Annotated in this window: 15 protein-coding genes and 1 pseudogene; 6 read left to right on the top strand and 10 right to left on the bottom strand. The window is 58.2% G+C overall.

What is annotated here, in order from left to right:
- The first annotated feature begins 449 nt into the window (after positions 1–449).
- Positions 450–623 (top strand): DUF1328 domain-containing protein, encoded by a 174-nt coding sequence (locus IB263_RS21380; protein WP_034798746.1) that lies wholly within the window; start codon positions 450–452, stop codon positions 621–623.
- Positions 624–866: 243 nt separating this feature from the next.
- On the opposite strand, the pseudogene IB263_RS34135 reads toward IB263_RS21380, so the two are convergent.
- Positions 867–1,057: pseudogene (locus IB263_RS34135) on the bottom strand (hypothetical protein).
- Positions 1,058–1,547: 490 nt separating this feature from the next.
- On the opposite strand from IB263_RS34135, the gene IB263_RS21375 reads away from it, so the two are divergent.
- The 3 genes from IB263_RS21375 to IB263_RS21365 all read left to right on the top strand — a co-directional run bounded on the left by IB263_RS21375 (position 1,548) and on the right by IB263_RS21365 (position 6,063).
- Complete coding sequence (locus IB263_RS21375) at positions 1,548–3,494, top strand: ABC transporter ATP-binding protein/permease (RefSeq protein ID WP_246811054.1); 1,947 nt, start codon at positions 1,548–1,550, stop codon at positions 3,492–3,494.
- A gap of 120 nt (positions 3,495–3,614) precedes the next feature.
- Positions 3,615–3,875, top strand: coding sequence for a DUF982 domain-containing protein (locus IB263_RS21370; protein ID WP_082936617.1), 261 nt, complete (start codon positions 3,615–3,617; stop codon positions 3,873–3,875).
- A 391-nt stretch (positions 3,876–4,266) separates the two neighbouring features.
- Complete coding sequence (locus tag IB263_RS21365; protein WP_192438976.1) at positions 4,267–6,063, top strand: adenylate/guanylate cyclase domain-containing protein; 1,797 nt, start codon at positions 4,267–4,269, stop codon at positions 6,061–6,063.
- Positions 6,064–6,282: 219 nt separating this feature from the next.
- On the opposite strand, the gene IB263_RS21360 is transcribed toward IB263_RS21365, so the two are convergent.
- The 8 genes from IB263_RS21360 to IB263_RS34125 all read right to left on the bottom strand — a co-directional run bounded on the left by IB263_RS21360 (position 6,283) and on the right by IB263_RS34125 (position 17,565).
- The gene (locus IB263_RS21360) at positions 6,283–7,002 is read right to left on the bottom strand and encodes a hypothetical protein (RefSeq protein WP_090302440.1); all 720 of its coding nucleotides are present in this window, start codon (positions 7,000–7,002) and stop codon (positions 6,283–6,285) included.
- Between the two features lie 257 nt (positions 7,003–7,259).
- Positions 7,260–8,429 (bottom strand): porin, encoded by a 1,170-nt coding sequence (locus IB263_RS21355; RefSeq protein WP_089045952.1) that lies wholly within the window; start codon positions 8,427–8,429, stop codon positions 7,260–7,262.
- A gap of 133 nt (positions 8,430–8,562) precedes the next feature.
- Positions 8,563–10,254 (bottom strand): aspartate-alanine antiporter, encoded by a 1,692-nt coding sequence (gene aspT / locus IB263_RS21350; protein WP_090302438.1) that lies wholly within the window; start codon positions 10,252–10,254, stop codon positions 8,563–8,565.
- Between the two features lie 148 nt (positions 10,255–10,402).
- Positions 10,403–13,129, bottom strand: a complete 2,727-nt coding sequence (locus IB263_RS21345) for a decarboxylase (RefSeq protein ID WP_034798734.1) — start codon at positions 13,127–13,129, stop codon at positions 10,403–10,405.
- Positions 13,130–13,389: 260 nt separating this feature from the next.
- Positions 13,390–15,081, bottom strand: coding sequence for an aspartate-alanine antiporter (gene aspT, locus IB263_RS21340; RefSeq protein WP_034798732.1), 1,692 nt, complete (start codon positions 15,079–15,081; stop codon positions 13,390–13,392).
- A 390-nt stretch (positions 15,082–15,471) separates the two neighbouring features.
- Positions 15,472–15,924 (bottom strand): DUF2721 domain-containing protein, encoded by a 453-nt coding sequence (locus tag IB263_RS21335; RefSeq protein ID WP_034798730.1) that lies wholly within the window; start codon positions 15,922–15,924, stop codon positions 15,472–15,474.
- Between the two features lie 574 nt (positions 15,925–16,498).
- On the bottom strand, positions 16,499–17,038 hold the full coding sequence (locus IB263_RS34130) for an ABC transporter substrate-binding protein (RefSeq protein ID WP_246811053.1): 540 nt from the start codon (positions 17,036–17,038) through the stop codon (positions 16,499–16,501).
- Positions 17,035–17,565, bottom strand: a complete 531-nt coding sequence (locus tag IB263_RS34125; protein ID WP_246811052.1) for an ABC transporter substrate-binding protein — start codon at positions 17,563–17,565, stop codon at positions 17,035–17,037. Before IB263_RS34125 ends, IB263_RS34130 begins: the two co-directional genes overlap by 4 nt.
- A 529-nt stretch (positions 17,566–18,094) precedes the next feature.
- Here IB263_RS34125 and IB263_RS21325 point away from each other — a divergent pair.
- A complete protein-coding gene (locus IB263_RS21325) occupies positions 18,095–19,096 on the top strand; it encodes a DUF4105 domain-containing protein (protein WP_034798802.1) in 1,002 nt (333 codons plus the stop codon).
- Between the two features lie 286 nt (positions 19,097–19,382).
- On the opposite strand, the gene IB263_RS21320 is transcribed toward IB263_RS21325, so the two are convergent.
- Entirely contained in the window at positions 19,383–19,529 is a 147-nt protein-coding gene (locus IB263_RS21320) for a DUF1127 domain-containing protein (RefSeq protein WP_064817045.1), read from the bottom strand.
- A gap of 472 nt (positions 19,530–20,001) precedes the next feature.
- On the opposite strand from IB263_RS21320, the gene IB263_RS21315 reads away from it, so the two are divergent.
- Entirely contained in the window at positions 20,002–20,748 is a 747-nt protein-coding gene (locus IB263_RS21315) for a GntR family transcriptional regulator (RefSeq protein WP_034798725.1), read from the top strand.
- Positions 20,749–20,778 lie beyond the last annotated feature (30 nt).

Genomic DNA, 20,778 nt, shown 5'->3' with positions numbered 1-20,778 from the left:
AAGGATACGTCGGCAATCACGGGAAAGAACCAATCGATCTCGGGCAGTGGCGAGCCGGTTTCAGCGGACGTGCCAAGATCATAAATCCGGTCTCGCGGAATTCACTGCCGCCTTGGTTTGCCCGCTTGGACGGCTGCCCGCCGGAACGGACCAAGCCGAAGGAGAAGTCGTCGCGGCAGTTGGCATGGCTCTTCGCGCGATAGAGGAGCGCATAACACTCCGCGAAAAATGGCTGACGATGCGCGCGGCAGTGACCGTACTGCCGCCGCGAGAGCCAGTAAATCGGCGGGCGGAAGAGAGAGCAGGGATGCCGCGGCCTTGCGGCATGGATTGGACCAGGAGTTTGCACCGATCCGGCGTGACGTCACAACTTAAAGGCGCCTGGAACAATACTCACGGCTGCGGGTTCAATGCCCAGATGATTCGTTTCGGCCGTCGGGGAGAAACATATGCTAAAGTGGGCTATTATATTTTTTGTAATCTCGGTCGTAGCAGGCTTGCTTGGCTTCTCGGGTGTTTCTGCAGCAAGTGCTGGTATAGCGAAGATCCTCTTTTACGTCGCTCTGGCGATATTCGTGCTGTTTCTCGTCCTTGCCTTCATGGCAGGAAGCATTGCCTTCTAGCGCGAAGGTTCTGCGCCGAGGACGGCGCAGAACCTTGTCCTGAGACCTGAAGATTGTGAATTTGGCTGTTACTCGGCGCGATCCGGCTATTTTTCGTCAAAGCCCACATCCCATTATTTTTCGGAGTATTATGGCCCGGCGCCTGACGATGGCCTATCCTTAGACCCGGTCACGCAGTTGGTTTTGCGCTTGCAACGCCGCTGCTTTTCCGTCCGCCCGCGAAGGAACGCATTGCCCTTCGCTTCATTTTTTTGTCTTCAACGCATCGGATGGACGCTCCGGTTCGCGGTTGTTTTCGCCCACGGCGTCGCGATCGGAATCTGGTCCGTCTTTCGCTGGGAGATACCCCCGAGGTCTGCTCTCCTCCGGGCCTCCCAACGAGGAGACTGGTCGGTGGTGCCCGGTGCACCGTTTTTCGGTTTGTCAATGCCCATATGCAACTCCTCTCCTCCCACCCAACCAGAAAGCGGCGCACAGGTTCCGTGCCGCGGCCTCCCGTGGGACAAATCAGGTTTCACGACGAGAAGCGCGGTCTCCCCGCCTCAACAGAAACTGCGCCCGCTTGCCGGACACTTTCGAAAAAACCGCTGCGCTGAAGTGGAGGACCGATTCCCGCAGGGAAGCCTCTGTAACTCGTCCAGCAGCCTCAGTTGATAATCTGAACGACACTACGAGTGCCAGTGTCCAGCACCGCGCGGTTGCCGACTACGACGTAGCGATACTTGATGTCTGGCCTCCGATGTTGAACTCACGTTCCGGCGTCGCCGCTTAGCTATCGGCCCTACGGCGAGTAGGCTGCCGGCCTTAAGATCCTCCTGATCACCTGTCGCGACCAAATCGCTTGCAAGGACCCTGCTTTTCGTCGGCCATCAGATCATCAGCATTTGACAAGTCCGATCCTTACTCCAATTCAGGAAGATGAGCTTGAGTGAAGTCGTGCGCGGCAAGGCGCATCGGGCAACAGCACGGGTTAAACGGTTCTTCGGCGAGAAACGGCGGCGCCCAAGCAGCCCCGTATCCTCGATGCGTAGCTTCTGGGGGCTGTTGCTCGCTTACTGGCTCTCTAATCGTTGGAGAGACGCTTGGGGCCTGACCATTCTCATCCTGCTGCTTACCGGATTGTCGGCTCAGGCAAGCGTATGGTTCGCGCTGACCTCAGGCGAATTGGTCAATCGGATCGCGAATTTCCACCACCCTACGGTACCGACAACGCCTGCGTCGCTTCTAAAGACCGCAGCGACGCTTGCTGCGATCGCGATCACAAGGGACGCGGGGTTTACTGCGGTCCGTCACTTCCTTTCGACCAGCCTACACCGAAAATGGCGCCAGTGGTTGGATGAACGCTTCAATCAGGCACTTCTCGATTCCAGTCACACCCACTTCCACTTGCAACAAAATGGCTTTGGTGGAGCGGGTGAAGGGAACACGTCATCGCCGGACAACATCGATCAGCGGGTGCAGGAAGCAATAAAGGGCATGACCGGCGGTGCAATCGGTCTGGGCATCGGCATCGCCGGGGTGGTGCTATCGCTCGCGTTCGTTGGCGGTAAGCTGATCGAAACGTCGAGCCCGATCCGAGGGCTTGACGTTCTTGGGGGCTACGGCAGCGCCTTCCTGACGCTGCTGGCGATTGCGATCTACGTGCCCCTCAACACATTCATTGCGGCCAAGCTGGGAGGTATCCTTCAGGGGCTGTCTATCCGCATTCAATCGGCGGAAGGCAGTTATCGCAGCGAACTCAACCAGTTCTTGCGCCGCAGTTTTCACGTTGCGGTTATCAGAGGGGAGCCAGCGCAAAAGGCGCTCAATGTGCGCCGGTATCAAGATATTGACTACACATGGGCGAGGCTCAATCGGATTACCGCCGGCTATATGGGCTTTGAGCTGGTGCATAATTTCATCGGCTCACGCATCGTGGCTTACGCGCCGGGCCTGCTTCCCTATGTCGACAAGACCATCAGCCTACAAGACTATGTCACCGGTGCCGAACTAGCGACGGCCCTCATCAACGAATGCTCATGGTTTATTCATGCGATGCCTGACATCGCGACACTGCGGGCGGACGCGCGGCGCATAACAGAGCTTGCGGAAGCGATAGAAACGGTGCAGCGACCACAAGACTACTATGCTCAAAGTGGACCCGCCGCGTTTGAATATACCATAGCGGAAGCCGTAGAAGGCGGCTTGACCATCGATTCGGTCGAGCTCCTCCATACTGGTGAGGACGAGCCCTTTTTGACCGCCATTGAACTCAATTTCGCTCCGGGCGAGTGGACTTTGGTGATGGGTGAATCGGGGAGTGGAAAGACCTCACTTCTCAAGGCGATAAACGGTCTTTGGCCGCACGGTCGGGGCAAGATCACGTTGCCGGACGGTTTGCGAACTCTCTTTGCGGCCCAGGAGGTCAAACTACAGGGCGTTTGCCTGAAGGATCTCGTCTGTCTTCCGGATGACGCCCGTGAGCATAAGGACGCTGCGGTTTCCACGGCGCTTGAAGAAGCGGGGCTCCATGAAATTTCTGGGGAGCTCTTTGATGAGGGACGCGAGGGGCAGCAGTGGGACAAGCTGTTGTCCGGGGGGGAAAAGCAGAAGCTCGTTCTTGCGAAAGTCCTGTTGCTGAAGCCGGGTTTGCTCTTCCTTGACGAGGCAACAAGCGCTCTTGATGGGCAGGCGGTGCAAGCGTTTTATCAAGCGATCAAAGAGAATTGCCCGGAGGCGACGGTTATTGCCATTATGCACGATACCTCCTCGATCCAATCGGAGGGCGGAATTGATTTCTTCGATAGCGTGCTGGTGATTGAAGGAGGCATTGCTGAAAAGATGTCTATTTCGGCGTGGCGTTCTGCGCAGACGAACGCCCCACTTCGGTGATGCGGCAAGGCGTCGGCGGCACGTGACCATCGTGGCGAACCCGTGTCTCTCAACTACCAAAGCGATGGTTGGAACAATGCTTCCCGCTAGACGTTCTGTGCCGAACCGGAGTCAACGCAAATGCAAACCATCATTTGGGATAATCCTGTCAGGATTGGCGTGAATGGCGAGCGGTGTATCCACGGACCACAGGATGCCCTGCAATATCTGAGTGAGTTGCCCCAGGGCGGATGGTTCTATGAACGCGCAAGGAATCGCTGCCATGGCGCATTAGAGCGCGGCGAAGCGCTGGATCTGTCACGGAAAGCCTTCATTGGCGCAGCGATTGAAGGTTCATTCCCGATCCTCGATGACGACGTTCCTGCTATTCGGGAACCCTGATCACGAGTGACGGCGATTTTGCCCCTCGCCGTCGACGCTAGCTCTTCCCATCGCTCGCGCGAAATTGACCTGAGATCATTGACCACCTGAATATCGGCGAACAGACCGATGAGCAATTGCATGGGCTTTGCCTGGCGGCAAAGTGGGCTTGCATTTCCTGATCGATTTAATCGCGTTCAGATCCAAAGGTGGGCCAGATAGGGGCATTCGACCCAGGGTGAATCAAAATCGATCACGGCGCCCGTTCCGAATTCGAGTCCTACACGCTTCCAGATCTTTTCGACCAGCACAGTCTCCAAATCAAGAGATGGCCGCAGAGGCGTCGCTGGGCTATTGTTGTTGGGTTCGGTTTGTGTAGCCAAGAGCATTTGGCATCATCAGGGGCGAGGAGATGAGCATCCTCGGAGAACGCAGACTGGCGGCAATCTTCGTTGCCGATATTGTCAGCTATTCACGTCTCGTCGAATTGGACGAGGCGTCAACTCTCGTGGCAGTCACGGACCTGCGCCGGAGACTGTTCGAGCCTCTCTTGGCGCAGCATCATGGGCGTCTCTTCAAGCTGACGGGCGATGGCCTGATCGCCGAATTCGGTTCCGTCGTCGAGGCTGTAGCCTGCGCCGCTGCGGTTCAAAAGCAATTGCCTGATTGGCAGGCGCGAATACCGGCTGAGCGCCGGATTGTCTTGCGTATCGGCATCAATCTTGGCGACGTACTGGTGGATGATCAGGACCTTTTGGGAGACGGTGTCAACGTGGCGGCCCGATTGGAACAGTGTTGCCCGCCAGGCGGTCTCCTTATCTCCGGGACAGTCTACGACCAGCTCTCTGGGAAACTCGACTGTCGGTTCGAGTTCGCGGGCGAGCAGCGTCTGAAGAATATTTCACGGCCGGTGCGGACTTACAGCTTGGTATTCGACAACGTCCTTGAGGGTGCGAAAGTCGCCTGGGCGTCGAGCGATAGACCTACGGTGGCGGTCTTGCCGTTCGAAAACATGAGCGGCGATCCCGAACAGGTCTATTTCAGCGACGGTATCAGCGAAGACATAATTACGGAGCTGTCGCGCTTTCGCGAGCTCATGGTCATCGCGCGAAACTCTTCCTTCTCGTTTCGGGGGAAAAATGTGGACGCTCGCGAGATAGGGCGTTCGCTCGGGGTTCGATACCTCGTCGAGGGCAGTGTCCGTCGCGCAGGCGAGCGCGTTCGCATCACGGCCCAGCTCATTGATGCTGGAAGCGGTGCCCATTTCTGGGCGGAACGATACGATCGCGCACTGGAGGACGTCTTCGCCCTTCAGGAAGAAATCTCCCAGAGCATTGTCGCAATGGTGGCCCAACGAATTATCCAAGATAGCGAGGTGACAGCCCGGCGACGTCAGCCGGAAGACATTCGGGCCTATGACCTCTTCCTCCAGGGGAATAGATTTTCCGACGTATTCACGCCTGAGGCCCAAGCACGTGCGCAAGCACAATTCGAAGAGGCACTCCAGATCGATCCAGGCTTTGCCCGCGCCCATGCGGGCCTCGCCTGGATTTATCTCAATCGTTCGGTCGAGATGAGCGTCGGAGTACCACGAGAGAAGGACGAGAACCGGATCGAGGCGTTTCACCAGGCCAAAGAAGCACTGGCGAAAGACCCCAACGATGCCCGGGTGCACTCCACCTTCGGATACATGTGCTTGATGTGGCGCGACTTCGAGCGGGCCGAGCGGCATTTGGGCCTTGCCCGGACCCTAAACCCTAACGATCCGCTGATCCAGATTTTCTGGGCCTGGGTCCAATCGTGCATCGGAAAGCCCGAACTGGCTCTGCACGCAGCCGAGATTGCTTTTCGACTCAACCCATGCCACCCGCCCTGGTATAATTATTATCTTTCGCACATCATGTTTCGGCTCAGGCGCTACCAAGAGGCGGCCAGTCTATTGGAACAACTAATACTGGACGCACTAGGCCGGCGACACCCGCGGTACATGGCTTTGCGCGCGGCTGCCTTCGGTCACTTGGGGCGTCTCGAAGAGGCGCAGCAGTGTGGCAAGGCTTGCATCGCAGCAGTCAGCGCGTTGTGGCAAGGCGATCCGGCTGCCGGCCCAAGCGAACATGTAGATTGGCTCGTGGACGCTTTGTATCTCCAAAGGGCCGAGGATGCAGATCGACTGCGTGAGGGCCTGCGCCTCGCCGGCTTACCGGCTTGAGTATCAAGTCTGGCGATGGCTGGCCCGACCAAAGGAGAGCCTAATCGCCCTGTCAAGGAGCACTTCGCAATTCAGTGGCCGCGGCAATGCCATTCGAGAGCTTCCGCTCGTCACTTGGGTCGGACAGTCCGAGCGATCGAAACTCGCTCCCGGGCTGTGCCTTATTCGACACGCCAGCGAAGCCGGGCGCGTTGCCTGAAACCGGGCTGCGAAGGCCCTCTACCGGCAATCGTCACCATTGCCTTGCGCGACCAATTCACCTTCGCGAAACCTCAAACAGTCGATCGAGCTGCCTGCATTCAGGATGCGGACTCTGTATGGACTGGACATGACGCTGATCATGGTTCCACCCGTTGGCCGCCTGCACTGGTGCGCTGAACCGGTCCACATGCACTCCATCTCTTCGGCGCTTTCAAAAATGGTGTAACCATTTGCCTGAAGTGCACGCTGGACGTTCTCCCGCACGTTTAGTGAGACGGAGTTCTCATTCTCCTCGCGCGGATCGCTCCTTTCGGTCGTGGGTGCCTTTGCCTCCTGCCGTTCGCGTTGCTGTTCCTTGAGGATTGCGATCTCGGCCTTGGCTCGCTCTGCCGCGGCTTCCGCAGCGATCGCCCGCCGCTCCGCCTGCTCCGCCCTTTCGGCTTCGCTTTCAGCGCGTTCAGTTGCTTCACGCTGCGCATTTGTTGCGGCCTCGAGTTCGTTGACACGGCTTGTCTCAACGCCATTGAATATCGCTTCAACCGCAGCCGTTTGCGCCAAACACTCATCGACAAGCGCGGAGACACGGGACCGGGCCTGCATCGGGCTATTCACAAGATCGGCAGAAAACTCCTTCTTCAGGGTTTCGGCATTTTCCTCGGCTTCGGACGTTTCAACCCTGCTGCGCATGAACGCGAGCGCGCCACTCAGCGTCCCGCGCGTCGGCAAATCCGTCGACATAGCTCTCGTAGCTCCTGCCTGCTTCCAATCGAGCCGCGCAAGACGCAAGCTGAGCGACGATATCTGCCTCTGCGGTTGCGGCCGAAACCGTTTTTGGAACGAGGAACGCGGCAGCAATCAATGCTGTGCAGACACCAGTCCCTGCAGTGGTCAATTCATCACCCATTTGCTCAGATAACGAGATCCTGGAAATAAGCGGCGGAAGAAGGAAGCGGCGCGAAAGATCATGGACCGATCTTGCTTCGCCGGTTTGTTCCTTAAAACTTTATTCTGGCGCCACCCAACACAGCGAAGCTATCTTGAAGATCGGCGGTCTCCTGGTCGAGCGAATAGGTCCGGGCTCCAAGGTAGAGTTCCGTCTGTAGATAGTCGAGGTTCTGGACAATCTGCGCGCCGAAGGAATCGCTCTTGCTGCCCCTGCCCGCGATGTCCTTGCCAAAATAGGCGTCGACCGAAAACGCGGTTTTGCCGACATCGAAGATATCCGCCTGATAGCCGATCTTTACGTAGCCGTAGCGTCCATCAACCGTCTCCTTGTCCGAGTAGCCCGCTGCAAGGGTGAGGCTGAGTCCGGTATCGAGATGCAGGACCGAAACGGACGCATCGTATATCGAGTTGCCATCGCCGGGCCTTGAAAAGGCAAGTGCAGCTGCGACCTTGAAGGCGTCGTAGGTCTCATTGTATCGAACCGCCGCGTCCCAGACGGTGACGTCGGTTTCCTCCGGAACGACTTGTGTTCCGACCGACGTCGCAAAGCTGAAGCCGCCAAAGGCCGGGGTGTCGTAGCGGACGCGCAGCTTGCGGCTAAGGCCGTCATAGTTGGTGAACGCGTCCTTTACGCGGACCGTCGACAGCGTACCGTCGGAGTTTCGGAAAAACGGTCCGCCGGCCATATCCGACACCAGCGAGTAACCAACAACGTCCGTGCCGGACAAATCCACCTCGGCGGTCGTATCCGACGCCATGCTGCCCTGGCCGAACCAGAATTTGCCGTAGTCCTTCGAGTTTAGATAGATTTCCGCCTTGCGCAGCAGATCAGTCCCCCAGTCGAAGTGATCCTCGTTCAACTGGTTCACATTGGTTGTCGAGTAAGGGTTCCACTCCCATTCGAGATTGGCCCCGAAAGACCAGTCGTTTTCCATGAGGCTGTAGATGCGAAAGCCCGCGCGTGACGACGAGTTCCCATTGTCGGCCGGAAAATAGTTATCCGTTTGCCCGCCGTCATCGTAGCTCAGCAGGCCTTTGTTGATCTGACCGTAGAATTCGAAATAAGCATTGTCGTCGCCGAGCCGCAGCTTCGGTATCCAATGCTCGGCTTCCTTGCTGGCCTGCGCCGGCTTTGCTGGCTCCTGGGCCGAAGCAGGTGCCGCAACCCCCAGTGCCACGCTGAAAAGTGCGGGTGAGACTACGTGTAATACATGCCGCATCAAAAGCACCTTTCAGTCACGGGCGATTCGCCTTGTCGGTCCGCAGTCAGTATTCGCCACTTTACTTTAGAAGTCTGTTGCAAATTCTCGTCGTGCACTTGTTTTGCCGCTGATCGATTAGATTATTGGCTTCTTATCCGGCGATGATACCCACGATCACCGTCCCCCATGTGGTGAGCAGTATATGGCCGATAGGGACTGCAGGCGTGTAACCAAGGACTGCTACCGAGCTCCCCGACCTGTCCTGGACGGCGGCCATGCCGGCCGTCATGGTCTGCGCGCCGGCTAGTCCACCCAACAACAGTATGGGGTTCATGCCAAGCACGTAGCGTCCAAAGTAAAGGCCTACGATCAATGGAACCATTGTGACGATCATGCCGCCGACCAGGAGCCCGACACCCGCTTCCGCGATAGCGGGGCCAAATACCGGACCTGCATGAAGGCCAGTCATCGCGACGAAGCCGGCAAGACCAAGCGCGGTCATGAGTGACACCGCAGCATCCGGTATGCGACCAAAAAGTGGAAAGCGCGTGCGCAGGTGCCCCACCACCAATCCGGCGAGGAGTGTGCCCACACTGGTGCTCAGCGAAATCCTCATGTCTCCGATGGGAAACGTGACGAGAACGCCGACAAGCCCGCCCAGGAAGATCGCAAGGCCGAGGACCAGGAAGTCCGTTGCAGTGGCCGGCGCGACCACGACACCAATGCGCTTGGCGGCGCTCACCACGACCGGTTCCGGGCCGACGAGGCGAAGGATATCCCCGCGCTGCACTGTGATCCCTGGCGCCAGAGGAATCTCCTGGCCGCCACGACTGATCGTTCGCAGATAGAGGCTTCTTGTCCAGCCTTCTGTCGCCACATCCGCAATGCTTCGGCCATTAAGTTCAGGGCTCGTCAGCAACACGTCGGTCACCGATATCGGCACGTCCAACAGCTCACGATCCTCGACTTCCTCGGAGCGCTGACCAAGGACGGTGACCAGCACCTCTCGTGTTCCGGACACCGCAACGATATCGCCAGGTTCAATCACAAGCTCGGGAGCGGCCTCAAGGATTAAGCCCCCGCGTCGCAGGCGTTGAATGAATAGTCGATGCTCCGGAAATGTTGCCTCGGCATCGACGACCGATCGACCGGCGATGGGCGCGCCCTCCGCTATCCGGTAGGCGCGAATTTCGAACCTGTGCCAGGCGGACGCGACCCCGGTGGCCTTTCGGGTTATCCCGTATTCTTTCTCAAGTTTTAGCGCCTCGGCGACGAGGTCGATGCCAAGCAATTTTGGACCGACAACGCTGCAAAACAGGATGACGCCAACAGCGCCGAATACGTAGCAAACTGCGTCGGCCACGGCGATGTGGGCGACAAACCGTGCGCGATCCGCCTCGGGCAGCGGCAATGCGTTGATCGCTTCGGTGGCAGTGCCCATTGCCGGACTTTCAGTGAGCGCGCCCGACAAAAGCCCGGCCGCAAATCCAGGATCCAAGCCGAGGATTTTCGCGACCACAACGGCTGTGACCAGCCCGGTCACACAGACGACCACCGCAAGCAGAACAGGCTTCATGCCGTCCCGTTTCAAGGCCTGCAGGAACTGCGGCCCGACCGAGTAGCCGATACCGAAAAGGAACAGGAGAAAAAGCAGCGATTTCGCCATCCCGGCAATCGGAACATCGGCGAACTGACCGATGAGGATACCGGCGAACAACGAGCCGGTGACCGGACCCAGACTGAAACCTCCGAACTTGAGGCCGCCGATCAGATACCCGATGCTAATTGCAAGGAATACGGCAAGCTCAGGATACTTGACCAGGAATTGCTCGATCCAAATCATGACCAGACGAACTGCCTCCCACCTCAATCAAGGGCCAAGGCAGCTTTACCGCCGACGCCAAACGTCCATGCAAACCGGCAATCCATGAAAAGCATGGGGGGTCGAATTCGTCCGGGTAGCAGCCCGCGGACCCGTGCAAGCTCCGGCACTACCGTGCTTTCGCCGATCGTTTCGCCTTGGCCGCAACTGCATCAGGTTTGACTAGCTTCAGACCCCTTGCCTTCTCGTAGCCATGGATCTCCTTCACATCCAGCTTCCGCATGAAGTCGATCGTCTCCTGCGTCAGGACCTGACCCGGCACCATGATGGGGAACCCCGGGGGATAGGGGATGACGAAGTTAGCCGAGACCATTTCCGGACCTTCCTTCAGCCGCTTGTCGCACTCGGCTCCGATCAGCGGTACGTATTCGCAGACCGAAGCATCATAGGCGTGGAAGAAGGCGGCTCGCATGTCGCCTTCGGGCGACGTGCGTCCCGCGTCACCGCGATACAACGCGTGGAAGTGACTGAAATTTGGAAGGTCCGGCACATCCGTCATCAGCGACTTTACCCGTGCAGCGAAGGCAGCCCGCTCGCCCTCGCCGCCATCGGCAAGCCGTTTTTCGATACCACGGCAGATCTCGACCAGGACGCGAACGAGATGCGCGATATCACTGCGGGTATTGTTGATGTTGGACTGCAAAAGCACGCTGTTTCGCGACGTCTTGTTCAGCTGGATATCGTACTCGTTGGCCAGCAGCCCCTTGAATTGGGTTCCGTCAAAGCCAGCCGTTCCACATACCAGCGTCATACGCGTGGGATCGAGGTAGAATTCGTCTTCGTTCATGGCTTTCACCGCCGTGGCCCAGGTCGCACCCGGTGCCAGGTAGTCCTTGAACCCTGACTGGCGATACTGCGCAGGGATCATCTCATCCGCACCGAGAACGCGGAAATACTTCGAAATCAGCGGATGTTCGTTGATCGCCCGACGGATCTTGAGAGCGATCTCGATCGCGTTCATCACCAACCCATACCCATCGAGCTCCATCTGCCGGCGTGCAACGTCGAGACTGGCGATCAGCTGCTGGTTCGGACTTGTCGAGGCATGGGTGAACACCGCCTCGTGGAACTGGGCTTCGACGGTATGAAAATCGACATCCTTGACGAGCAACATTGAGCCTTGCCGGATCGCTGACATCGATTTGTGCGTCGAATTGGTCTGATAGACCCGAAGGCGAACAAGACGCGGATCGGGAAGTAGGCGTGCGGCGAGCAGCGCTTCGTCGGACGGCTCATCGCCAAGGTCCGCACGCTGCTTTTCGTAGGCACTGACCGACGCCGGATCCTGCAACCAGCTTTCGATATCCGCTGCTGCCCCCATGGCCGTGCGTGGCCGCAGGAAGGGTGAAAATCGGGCAAATCCGGACCACGCTTCATCCCAGAGGAAGATGAGGTCCGGCTTGATGGCGAGACACTCCTCCATCACGCGCCTGACGTTATACATGTGCCCGTCGAAGGTGCAGTTGGTGAGGTCGAGCAGTTTCAGCCGGTCCAGACGCCCTTCCGCCCTTAACGTCAAAAGCGCTCGCTTGATCGTCGCAAGCGGCACGGCGCCGTACATCGAGTACTCGGTCATCGGGAACGCTTCGACATAGTAGGGCTGCGCGCCGGTCAGCACCATGCCGTAGTGATGCGACTTGTGGCAGTTGCGATCGACTACCGCAATGTCGCCGGGCGCCAGAAGGGCCTGCACGGCCATCTTGTTGGAGGTGGAGGTGCCGTTCGTCACAAAGAAGACGTGGTCAGCGCCAAAGGCACGTGCCGCCAGCTCCTGAGAGCGTTTGATCGTACCTGTGGGCTCCAAAAGGCTATCGAGACCACCCGTCGTCGCACTGCTTTCCGCAAGGAACAGATTGAGCCCATAGAATTCGCCCATGTCGCGGATCCAGTCAGACTTGAAGACGGATTTGCCGCGCGCGATGGGGAGCGCATGAAATGTACCGATGGGCCGTCGCGCATATTTCTTAAGATTGTCGAAGAAGGGCGTTTCATAGCGTGCCTGCACCCCTTCGAGGATCGCGAGATGCATCTCCAGCGGCTCCTCCACCGCGTAAAAAACGCGCCGCACCGCATCCGCCGTCGGATCTCCGGCGATCTTTTCGACTTGCCGGTCGGAAAGCAGATAGACGTCGAGTTCGGGCCGGATGCGCTTCAAGCCGCGCGCCAGGCGAAGCGCCGACATGTCTGGTCCCTCGGTTTCTCCCAGCGGATCAAGCACCGATCGAAGCACAGGCGCGTCGTGCCGTGAGCGGTAAGGAAAACCTTCAGCGAGCACGATAGCGATAATATCGGGGTTCAGGGCAGCCGCGCAGAACGCATCCTCGAAGGACCCGACCAGCACCGGCTCGTAAATGAAACCGTCCTCTGGCCGGCGCAGCCTCCTAATCTCTGCGGCGAATGCCTCCCAACGCGTGGCCGGCTGACTGTTGACGAACAGAACTTCGAAATAGGGCCGGCGCCCGCGAGCCTCTCCGGTTCCCGGCGGCATGATATCGGTCACTTCGGCTCCTGACATTTCGTCATGCACGTCCCATTCACTTTGGCGGCCGCGATAGGAATGGCTGAGCAGCCCATTGGAGATGCGTCGTGCAAGCCTTGCCGCTCCACCGGCATCGTCGGTGGCAATACGCTCTGCCAGAACCGAAAGCAGCCGTCTGCCCGGATAGGCGTAGTATTCCTCCGCCGGTGCCACAGCAGAAATCGCCGCTTCCAGGGCAGCCCGCGCGCCGCGATTGGCGGCCCAGGCGTCTGCCAGCGTCGTGATCTCACGCCAATTGTCGGCGCGTGCCGAATGGATGAGCAGAAACTGATCTACTTGTGCGGTCTTGTTCGGCATAGCGCGCTCCCAACTCGGCTCGTATGGGCTACCCGCGGCCACCGATCTGCGGTTTTCGTCAGTGGTCTCGGCTATTATTATCGACGCAATAAATGGGACGAAGCAGTCTCAAGAAAGGGTCTCTGATCCCGCTGGCCAGGGCTTCGAAAGACGAACCATCCCGGTCCGATAAGAAGCCGCCTACTGGAAAAGATGCGAGATACATGCCTGTAGTCGAAGGGACGCGGCACCTCCGCATCCCCATTTAACCCGGAGATGCGCTAGGTCATCATCATCACGAGCACCATGCCCCAGATCGTCAACAGGGTGTTGCCGACGGCATAGGTCACAGTATAGCCGAGGCCTGGTATCTGGCTCTTGGCGCGATCGTTGATCATCCCGAGCGAGGCAGTCGTGGTGCGCGCGCCGGAACAGCATCCCAACAGAATAGCAGGGTGGAACCGGAACACATATTTTCCGACATACATTGCCAGCACGAGCGGGACGGTCGTTGCGAATATGCCCCAAAGGAACAGGCTGAAGCCAAGCTGCTGCAAGCCAGCTACAAATCCTGGACCCGAGGAAATACCGACCACCGCGATGAAAACGTTGAGACCGACGGAGTTCATGAACCAGACCGTCGATGTCGGTATTCGTCCGAATTTCGGCCGCACGGAGCGGAGCCAGCCGAAGAAAAGCCCGGATATCAATGCGCCTCCAGACGTGGACAGGGTAAACGGCACATCGCCGACCTTGTAGACGAGCGCACCGAGCAAGCCACCGATGGCAATTGCGGCGCCGATGAAGGCGACATCGGCAATGTCACTCGGCCGGTCGGCCACACCCAGTGCTTTGGCGGCAGCCGCGGTGTCCTGCGTTCGCCCGACGATCGTCAGGATATCGCCGCGGTGGACTTGCGTGTTCGGAAGGATCGGAATTTCCGTCGCCGTAGCGCCACGGGCGATCCGGCGCAGGAACACGCCACGGGACGTTGGCCATTGTGCCAGTTCCGCCAGCGTCTTGCCGTTCGCCTCCTTGGTTGTGACAAGAACATCGACCCCTTCGACCGGCACGGCCAGCAACTCGCGGTCGTCGACTTCCTCTGCCGTTTGACCGATCACGCTTACCAGCACTTCGCGCCGCCCGGCCACGGCAACGACGTCGCCTGCCTGGATCACCGTGTCTGCCGTAGCATCCTCGATCTTTCCCCCGCGACGAATACGTTCAATGAAAATCCGCTGCTCAGGGATCATCGATTCGGCTTCACGTGCCGTCTTGCCGACGACCGGCCCGCCCTCGCGGACCCGATAGGCGCGCAACTCGTAGTGGTGCCAAGCGGTTCCAGCGCCCCCCGCTTCCTTCTTGCCACCCTGCTCGGCCTCGTAGCGTTTGCATTCCGCCTCCAGGTCGATACCCATGAGCGCAGGACCGATCAACGCCAGCACGATGGCCGATCCGATCGTTCCGAAAATATAGGTGACGGCATAGGCGACCGGCATGGCGTCCAGAAGACGTTTGGTTTCTTCCGGCGCCAAACCAAGGCGATTGATGGCATCCGTTCCCAATCCCATCGACGCCGAGATGGTCTGCGAGCCTGCATAGAGCCCCAGCGCGGAACCCACATCATAACCGGCTATCTTGGCAGCGATATATGGCGCTCCCAGGCAAAAGACACACACAACCGCCGCGAACAACGCTTGCGGGAGGCCATCCTTCGCGATGCCCCGAACGAATTGCGGCCCGACGCCGTAGCCGATCGCAAACAGGAACATCAGAAAGAACGTGGCCTTGAGCGGCGGCGAAATGGTGATCCCGAGTTGACCGATGATGACGGCAGCGATCAGCGTCGCAGTCACCGCACCGAGGCCAAGGCCTTTGTAGGTGAATGAACCGAAGTAGTATCCCAGCGCCAATGAGAGAAAGATTGCAATTTCAGGATATGTGCGAAGCGTGCTTACGAACCAGTCGATCATAATAACATCCCCAAAACGTGGTAATCGGGACAAAATCAGACTAAGCGCTCATCGCTATTTACGCGAGAATACACCCATGCCCACCCGTTACAAGACATTATTTGTTTATAGTAATACTAGTATGAAAAACGCCGCGGTAACCGCCAGAACGAAGGACATCTTACGCTCTTTGTGCCCGTTCATGCATTCCTGGAGGAAACTGTTAGATGGCCTTTATCCGGGGGCGGCCCTGTCGCTCTATTAGCAGTCTGCGACTCTGCGGAAGAAACCAGAGGCGATCGAAACCTTAAATGCTCCGGTTAGAAGCCGCAGGTCGGTCCAACGGTCGCCTGCGCGTCCCCGAGATCTGGCTGCGAAGGCTTCCTGTCTTTGAACCTTTGGACTGTCCGATCAATCGCGTTCCGGGGTGGTTTCGTCCATCCGTATCTGGCGCAACATGCTGCGCCCAGCAATAAGCATCTCGACAAGGAATGCGACAAGCGATCCGATAAGCGACAGGATCGCACCGCCGAAGAACCAGAAGAGATTTTCTTCACGAAACCCGAACTGAAGCGCACCGGCGAGTAGATTGAGGATTGCCCATCCAGTGCAAATCGCGGCAAACGTCCCGAGTGCGACAGCTATTTCCAGGGCAAGCGTACGGCGGCGCAGATAGTCCAACTGCGTGCGTCGCCCGCCCCCTCGCTCACCTTTTTCCTGTATCGCATTGAGCCGATCGGAAACCCTGCCAAGACGCATCTCGTAGACACCGACGAAACCTGCCGTACCAGCGAGGAGAAATACCGGCGCCAGAGCAGTTTGGACAATAGAGGCAAGATCCGTGACGATTGCTGGTGTTTGCATGTGTGCTCTCAACAACTTTCGCGCAATAGAACATTAGCAATCTGTAGCGGCCTCCCCAAAAGGCAAATCACTATAAGCGGGCTCGGGGGGGCGGTCACTTACGATTGAAGGCCAAAATGGCCGCAGCCACTCCAGGGCAAATTCACCCTTTCGTGTGCTCGTGAAAAGAACAGGAAGCACGACCTTTGTTACGTCAAAAGAAGCGGAGAAGGCCAAAGGCAAGCACGGCCTGCCAGAACATTTGACAGAAAATCTTGCACAGCTGAGAAGCTCGTTGCCAGCGCCGGCGGCGCCCTGAAGAGGAACGACGTCAACACGAACTACGCGGCCTGGCCGTGAGCCACCTGCACTTTTGGGTACGTGCGCCAATAGGGACCGCGTCTTGGTCCTTTAAGTCAGCAGTTCACCCATGGAGAGCCTGCGAAACGCGAGGCAGACATTGGCGACAAGCGCCTCCTTTTTGGGGCCACGGTCTGGGTAGCGGGTCATGTTGTCCTTGTGCATGAAGACGTAGCCGCCGCGCGCCGTCGTCGTCGGGTACTGCCAGATCCAGTCCGCAGGCTACAGGTCGCCCTTACTGGAAGAGCTCGGCATATCTGCTCGCAGGCGCATTGCTTTCAGTTTCAAGGATCGCAGCGACCTGGTCGTCTTTCAGTTCGGCGCCGTAAATGAGCTTGTAGTTGTCGAGGATCTGCTTCTTGAAGGTGGGAGCAAAATCGGCCCCATGGGCGACCGCCGCCAGCCATTCCGATGTCAGGAAGATTTCCGGCGCATCGGGGGTGCTGGCAAAGATCGGCTGCTTGTATACGCGCTTCTCCTTCAGGGCCTTCAGGCTGGCAAGGACCGGGTTGTTGAAGAAATCCTTGGGGTTGAGGTCGGTCGCATAGGCGGGAATGATGATGATGTCCGGGTTCCAGACGAGCAACTGTTCAAAATCGACGGTTCGCCACCATTCACCGGTTTTATCCGCCGCCGGGTTGGTGACGCCGCTGAGGGAAAGATCCTGCGAGCCATTGGCGATGACCTGGATCTGGTCGGCGACCTTGTCGATGTGAAGGACAGAAGGAAGCGCCGACTTGTCGAGCTTGGCAACCTTTTCATTGAGGGCCTTCAACGTTTCGGACTGTGCTTCAGGATTGCCTGGGCGCGGTCGTTGCGGCCGGTCATGTAGCCACTGAGCGTGACATAGTCGAGCCGGTCCTGCTCGGAGCAGCATTGCCAGCCGACGACAGTGAGCCCCACCCGCTCCAGCGGTTCGATAAGCTTCTCGTCATGGGTCCACTGGATCACCACGTCGGGTTTTTCCGCAAGGATCGCCTCGACATTCGGTACGAAGCCATCCTGGGCGGCACTGGCATTGATTTTGGCCATTTCCGGGAGCATCTCGGCATAGATGCCGCTGGTAAAGTACCTCACCAGCGAATCCTTGTTCATGCCGACGATGCGATCGGCCTTTTCGTCCACGGCACGATAGATGATCGGCGCCGAGCGAACTGTCGTCACGACGCGTTCCGGCGGTTTTGCAAACATGACCTTCTTGCCGCGGTGGTCGAGGAAGGCCGTTTCGGTCGACGCCGCGGCCGGCAGAAACGCCGATAGGGACAGTACCAGTACAGTGAATGTCTTGAGGCGGCTTGACATGTACGCTCCATCGCAAGGTCGGTAGGTTCGGACCAAGTTCTGCCAGTCAAGTTATCGCGCCGTGTCCAGCGCTCCGTAAATTTTTAGGGAGATTCGCCAGAAGATGCTGCTGCACCGGACGAATAGCGCGGTCTGCCTCCAGGCACCAAGGCAGTTTAGTAAACCGCATCGGTCGCGCGAAGATGCCGAGCCAGTCTACGGTTGGCGGCGGTTGACGATTTCCGGAGGTCTTCCCCGTCAATAATTGACGGTTCCCTCCTCACCGCGGCTGCAACGCGCTCGTGCGGAATGTAACCGTTACGTTCTTCAGTAGTACGATATATTCGACATAATGCTGACGAAGAGCGAACCTGGGGAAATACTGTGTGGTTTAAGCGGCTCTTGAAATGGGCCAATCGAGAATGTGACGAGAGGAGTCAAACATGAGCAAGCGGCAGCCCAAACAAAGCGGCTGGCAAACTACGCGGGACCTGAAGTGTTGAGGAATCCAGGTTGGAACAAGCAAAGGAGTGGCTGGAGTCGCTGGGCTCTGGTTGTTCTGACTGTTCCGCCGGCGATTCTGCTAGCCGTGGCAGCCGCATGGGCCTCGCTTGCATTATGGTATCGTCTTCCCGTTTCCGAATTCACAAGAGGTTTTATCGCCGGACTCTTTGCACTTGTCGGGCTTTTGACGGTCGCCGCGCTGTTTGGCCGCTGGCGTCTCAAAGCTCTCCTGGTATTTGCAGTTGCGTTCGCAGTTGTCTTGATTTGGTGGAGGACGATCAAACCCGTCGAAGACGGTTCGTGGGCACCTGATGTTGCACGACAGGTTACAGGCGAATTTCACGGCGACCTGCTGACACTAACCAATGTTCGCAACTTCGAATGGCACAGCAGCACGGAATTCGTCGAACGGTGGACCACGCGGACCTACGATATGAGGAAGCTCCGAACAGTCGACCTGTTCATGTCCTATTGGGCGGGGCCAGAGATTGCCCATGTAATATTCAGCTTTGGATTTGAAGGCGGCGAGCAGCTCCCGTGGTCGGTCGAAGTCCGTCGGCGGGTTGGCGGCGCGTTCTCGCCGCTCGCAGATTTGTTCAAGAGCAATCCTTTGGTGATCATCGCAGCCGACGAACGGGACGTGGTGGGCGTCCGGTCAAATTTCCGCAGCGAGGATGTTCAAATCTATCGCCTGAAGGCGTCACCTGACCAGGCGCGTGCGCTTCTGCGCGAGTATGTTACAGACGCCAACGCTCTTGCCACAACGCCGCTCTTCTACAACTCGCTTACGACCAACTGCACGACGACGGTTGTCAAGATGATGCGCGTTGTAGGAGACTCGATCCCGTTCGACTGGCGTCTCATCGTCAACGGGTATCTTCCCGACTACGCTTATGATCGGGGGGCGGTCGATACGTCAGTGTCGCTCGCAGAACTCAGAAATGCCAGTCATATCGGCCAACGTGCTCGGGACGACGGGTTGTCGCCAAATTTCTCAAAGGCAATAAGACTCGGCGTGCCTTCGCCAGTGCCGCAGGGCTCGCCTTGAAGACGGCGAACGGTCATCAGGGAGCTCATCAGCAATCCGCAACAGCCTGTTTCATTCTTCGCTACGTGCGCATGTCAGTCTTCTGATGGAGTTTCTTCCCCGAGCCAACTGGGCGTGAGCCTTGCCCCGCCTTCCCCGGCGGGGTTTTCTTTTGGACGATTTTGCGGGGCGCGCCAGCCTGGAACATATGGTGTTCCCTACGCCCCAACAAACTCCATGACCTCAAAAGCAAAAGCGCCCGCAGGAGATGCAGGCGCTTGGCAATTCTTCAGTCTTTAAGATCGCCTTAGCGGGCGAAGGCCGTACGTGCGACGCGGTCGATGTCGGCGCGTTCGATGCCGAGGTCGCGAAGTTCGCGGTTCGACATGCGGCCCAGCTCGGTGACCGTCTGACGGTACTTGCGCCAGTTGTTGATGGAGCGTGCTATGTTCATTTGATCCCCCTTTCAATGGGCTTTCGAAGCCTGGCTGCCAGTCCGTGGCGCCTCGTTTCGCTTCGATGAACACCTTATAGCTCAGGCTTTCCCTAAGTTGCAGCGCTCAAAACTCAGCGCTCCCATGTGGGAAATGCATAGGCGGTCGCCAGCCGACGGTTCAGCTGCGATGGCCATGAACCATCATGAGAGCTGTGCGTTACATGTCAGATCGTGAGGTAAAGAACATGGCGCGAACTTTTAGAAGCCAAAGCCACCGGGCGAACCTACTCCATCTTGCACTCGCGGTGCTCGCAATGCTGTTCATCGCAGCGATAGTGGCACTGCTTTAGGCTCGTGCAGGACGCCATTTGCCGCCACGGATCGGCGCCACACATTGGCCCGGCATGTGTCGCTGAGGCCGATTACGACAATACCAGTTTAAAACCTATGAAAAATTTTGCATAAGGGGTCATCCGGAAAGGTGATCCCCATGAACGATCAGACAACGCTCGAGTTTCTTGCCAGCCAAATGTCGGGCGACAGCGGCGAGCCGCTCTATCGCCGCCTTGAAGAGGCGATCAAACAGGCCATCAGCGCCTCGACACTCCGCCGCGGTTCGGTCATCCCCAGCGAGCGGGACTTGAGCGAGGGCCTTTCGATTTCGCGCGTGACGGTGCGCAAGGCGATCGAAGGGCTCGTCGCTGATGGCCTGCTTGACCGCCGCCAGGGGGCAAAGACCGTTGTTTCATCACGTGTCGAGAAATCCCTGGCCACGATGACGAGCTTCTCCGAAGATATGCGCTCGCGCGGGCTGGAACCCGGTTGCACCTGGATCTCACGTGAAATCAGCCGCCCGTCACCCGCTGAAATGATGGCGCTTGGCATTCCGGCGGGAGAAAAAATCGTACGCCTTAGACGATTGAGGACGGCCAACGACACGCCGATCGCGATCGAAACGGCATCGCTTCCCGCCCGCTTTGTGCCGGATCCGGACGCCATCGGCGCGTCCTTGTACGAATATCTCGCAGCCCACGGCGCTTTGCCTGTCCGGGCACTGCAGCGCATGCAGGCAAAGCCTGCAAGCGATGAAGAGCGACGCCTGCTCGCAACGCCCGAAGACACGAGCCTGCTCGTCATGGAGCGGCGCTGTTTCCTGGCCGATGGGCAAATTGTCGAATTCACCCAGACCAAGTACCGGGGTGACGTCTACGACTTCGTTATCGAGCTGATGAGGTAATACCAGTATAATTCCTGTTGCAATCTGGTC

Origin of the sequence: Ensifer sp. ENS03, assembly GCF_014852035.1 — a bacterium.
In the GTDB taxonomy this organism is placed as follows: domain Bacteria; phylum Pseudomonadota; class Alphaproteobacteria; order Rhizobiales; family Rhizobiaceae; genus Ensifer; species Ensifer adhaerens.
The sequence above is the reverse complement of the archived record's forward strand: the minus strand, read 5'-3'. Positions and strand labels throughout refer to the sequence as shown.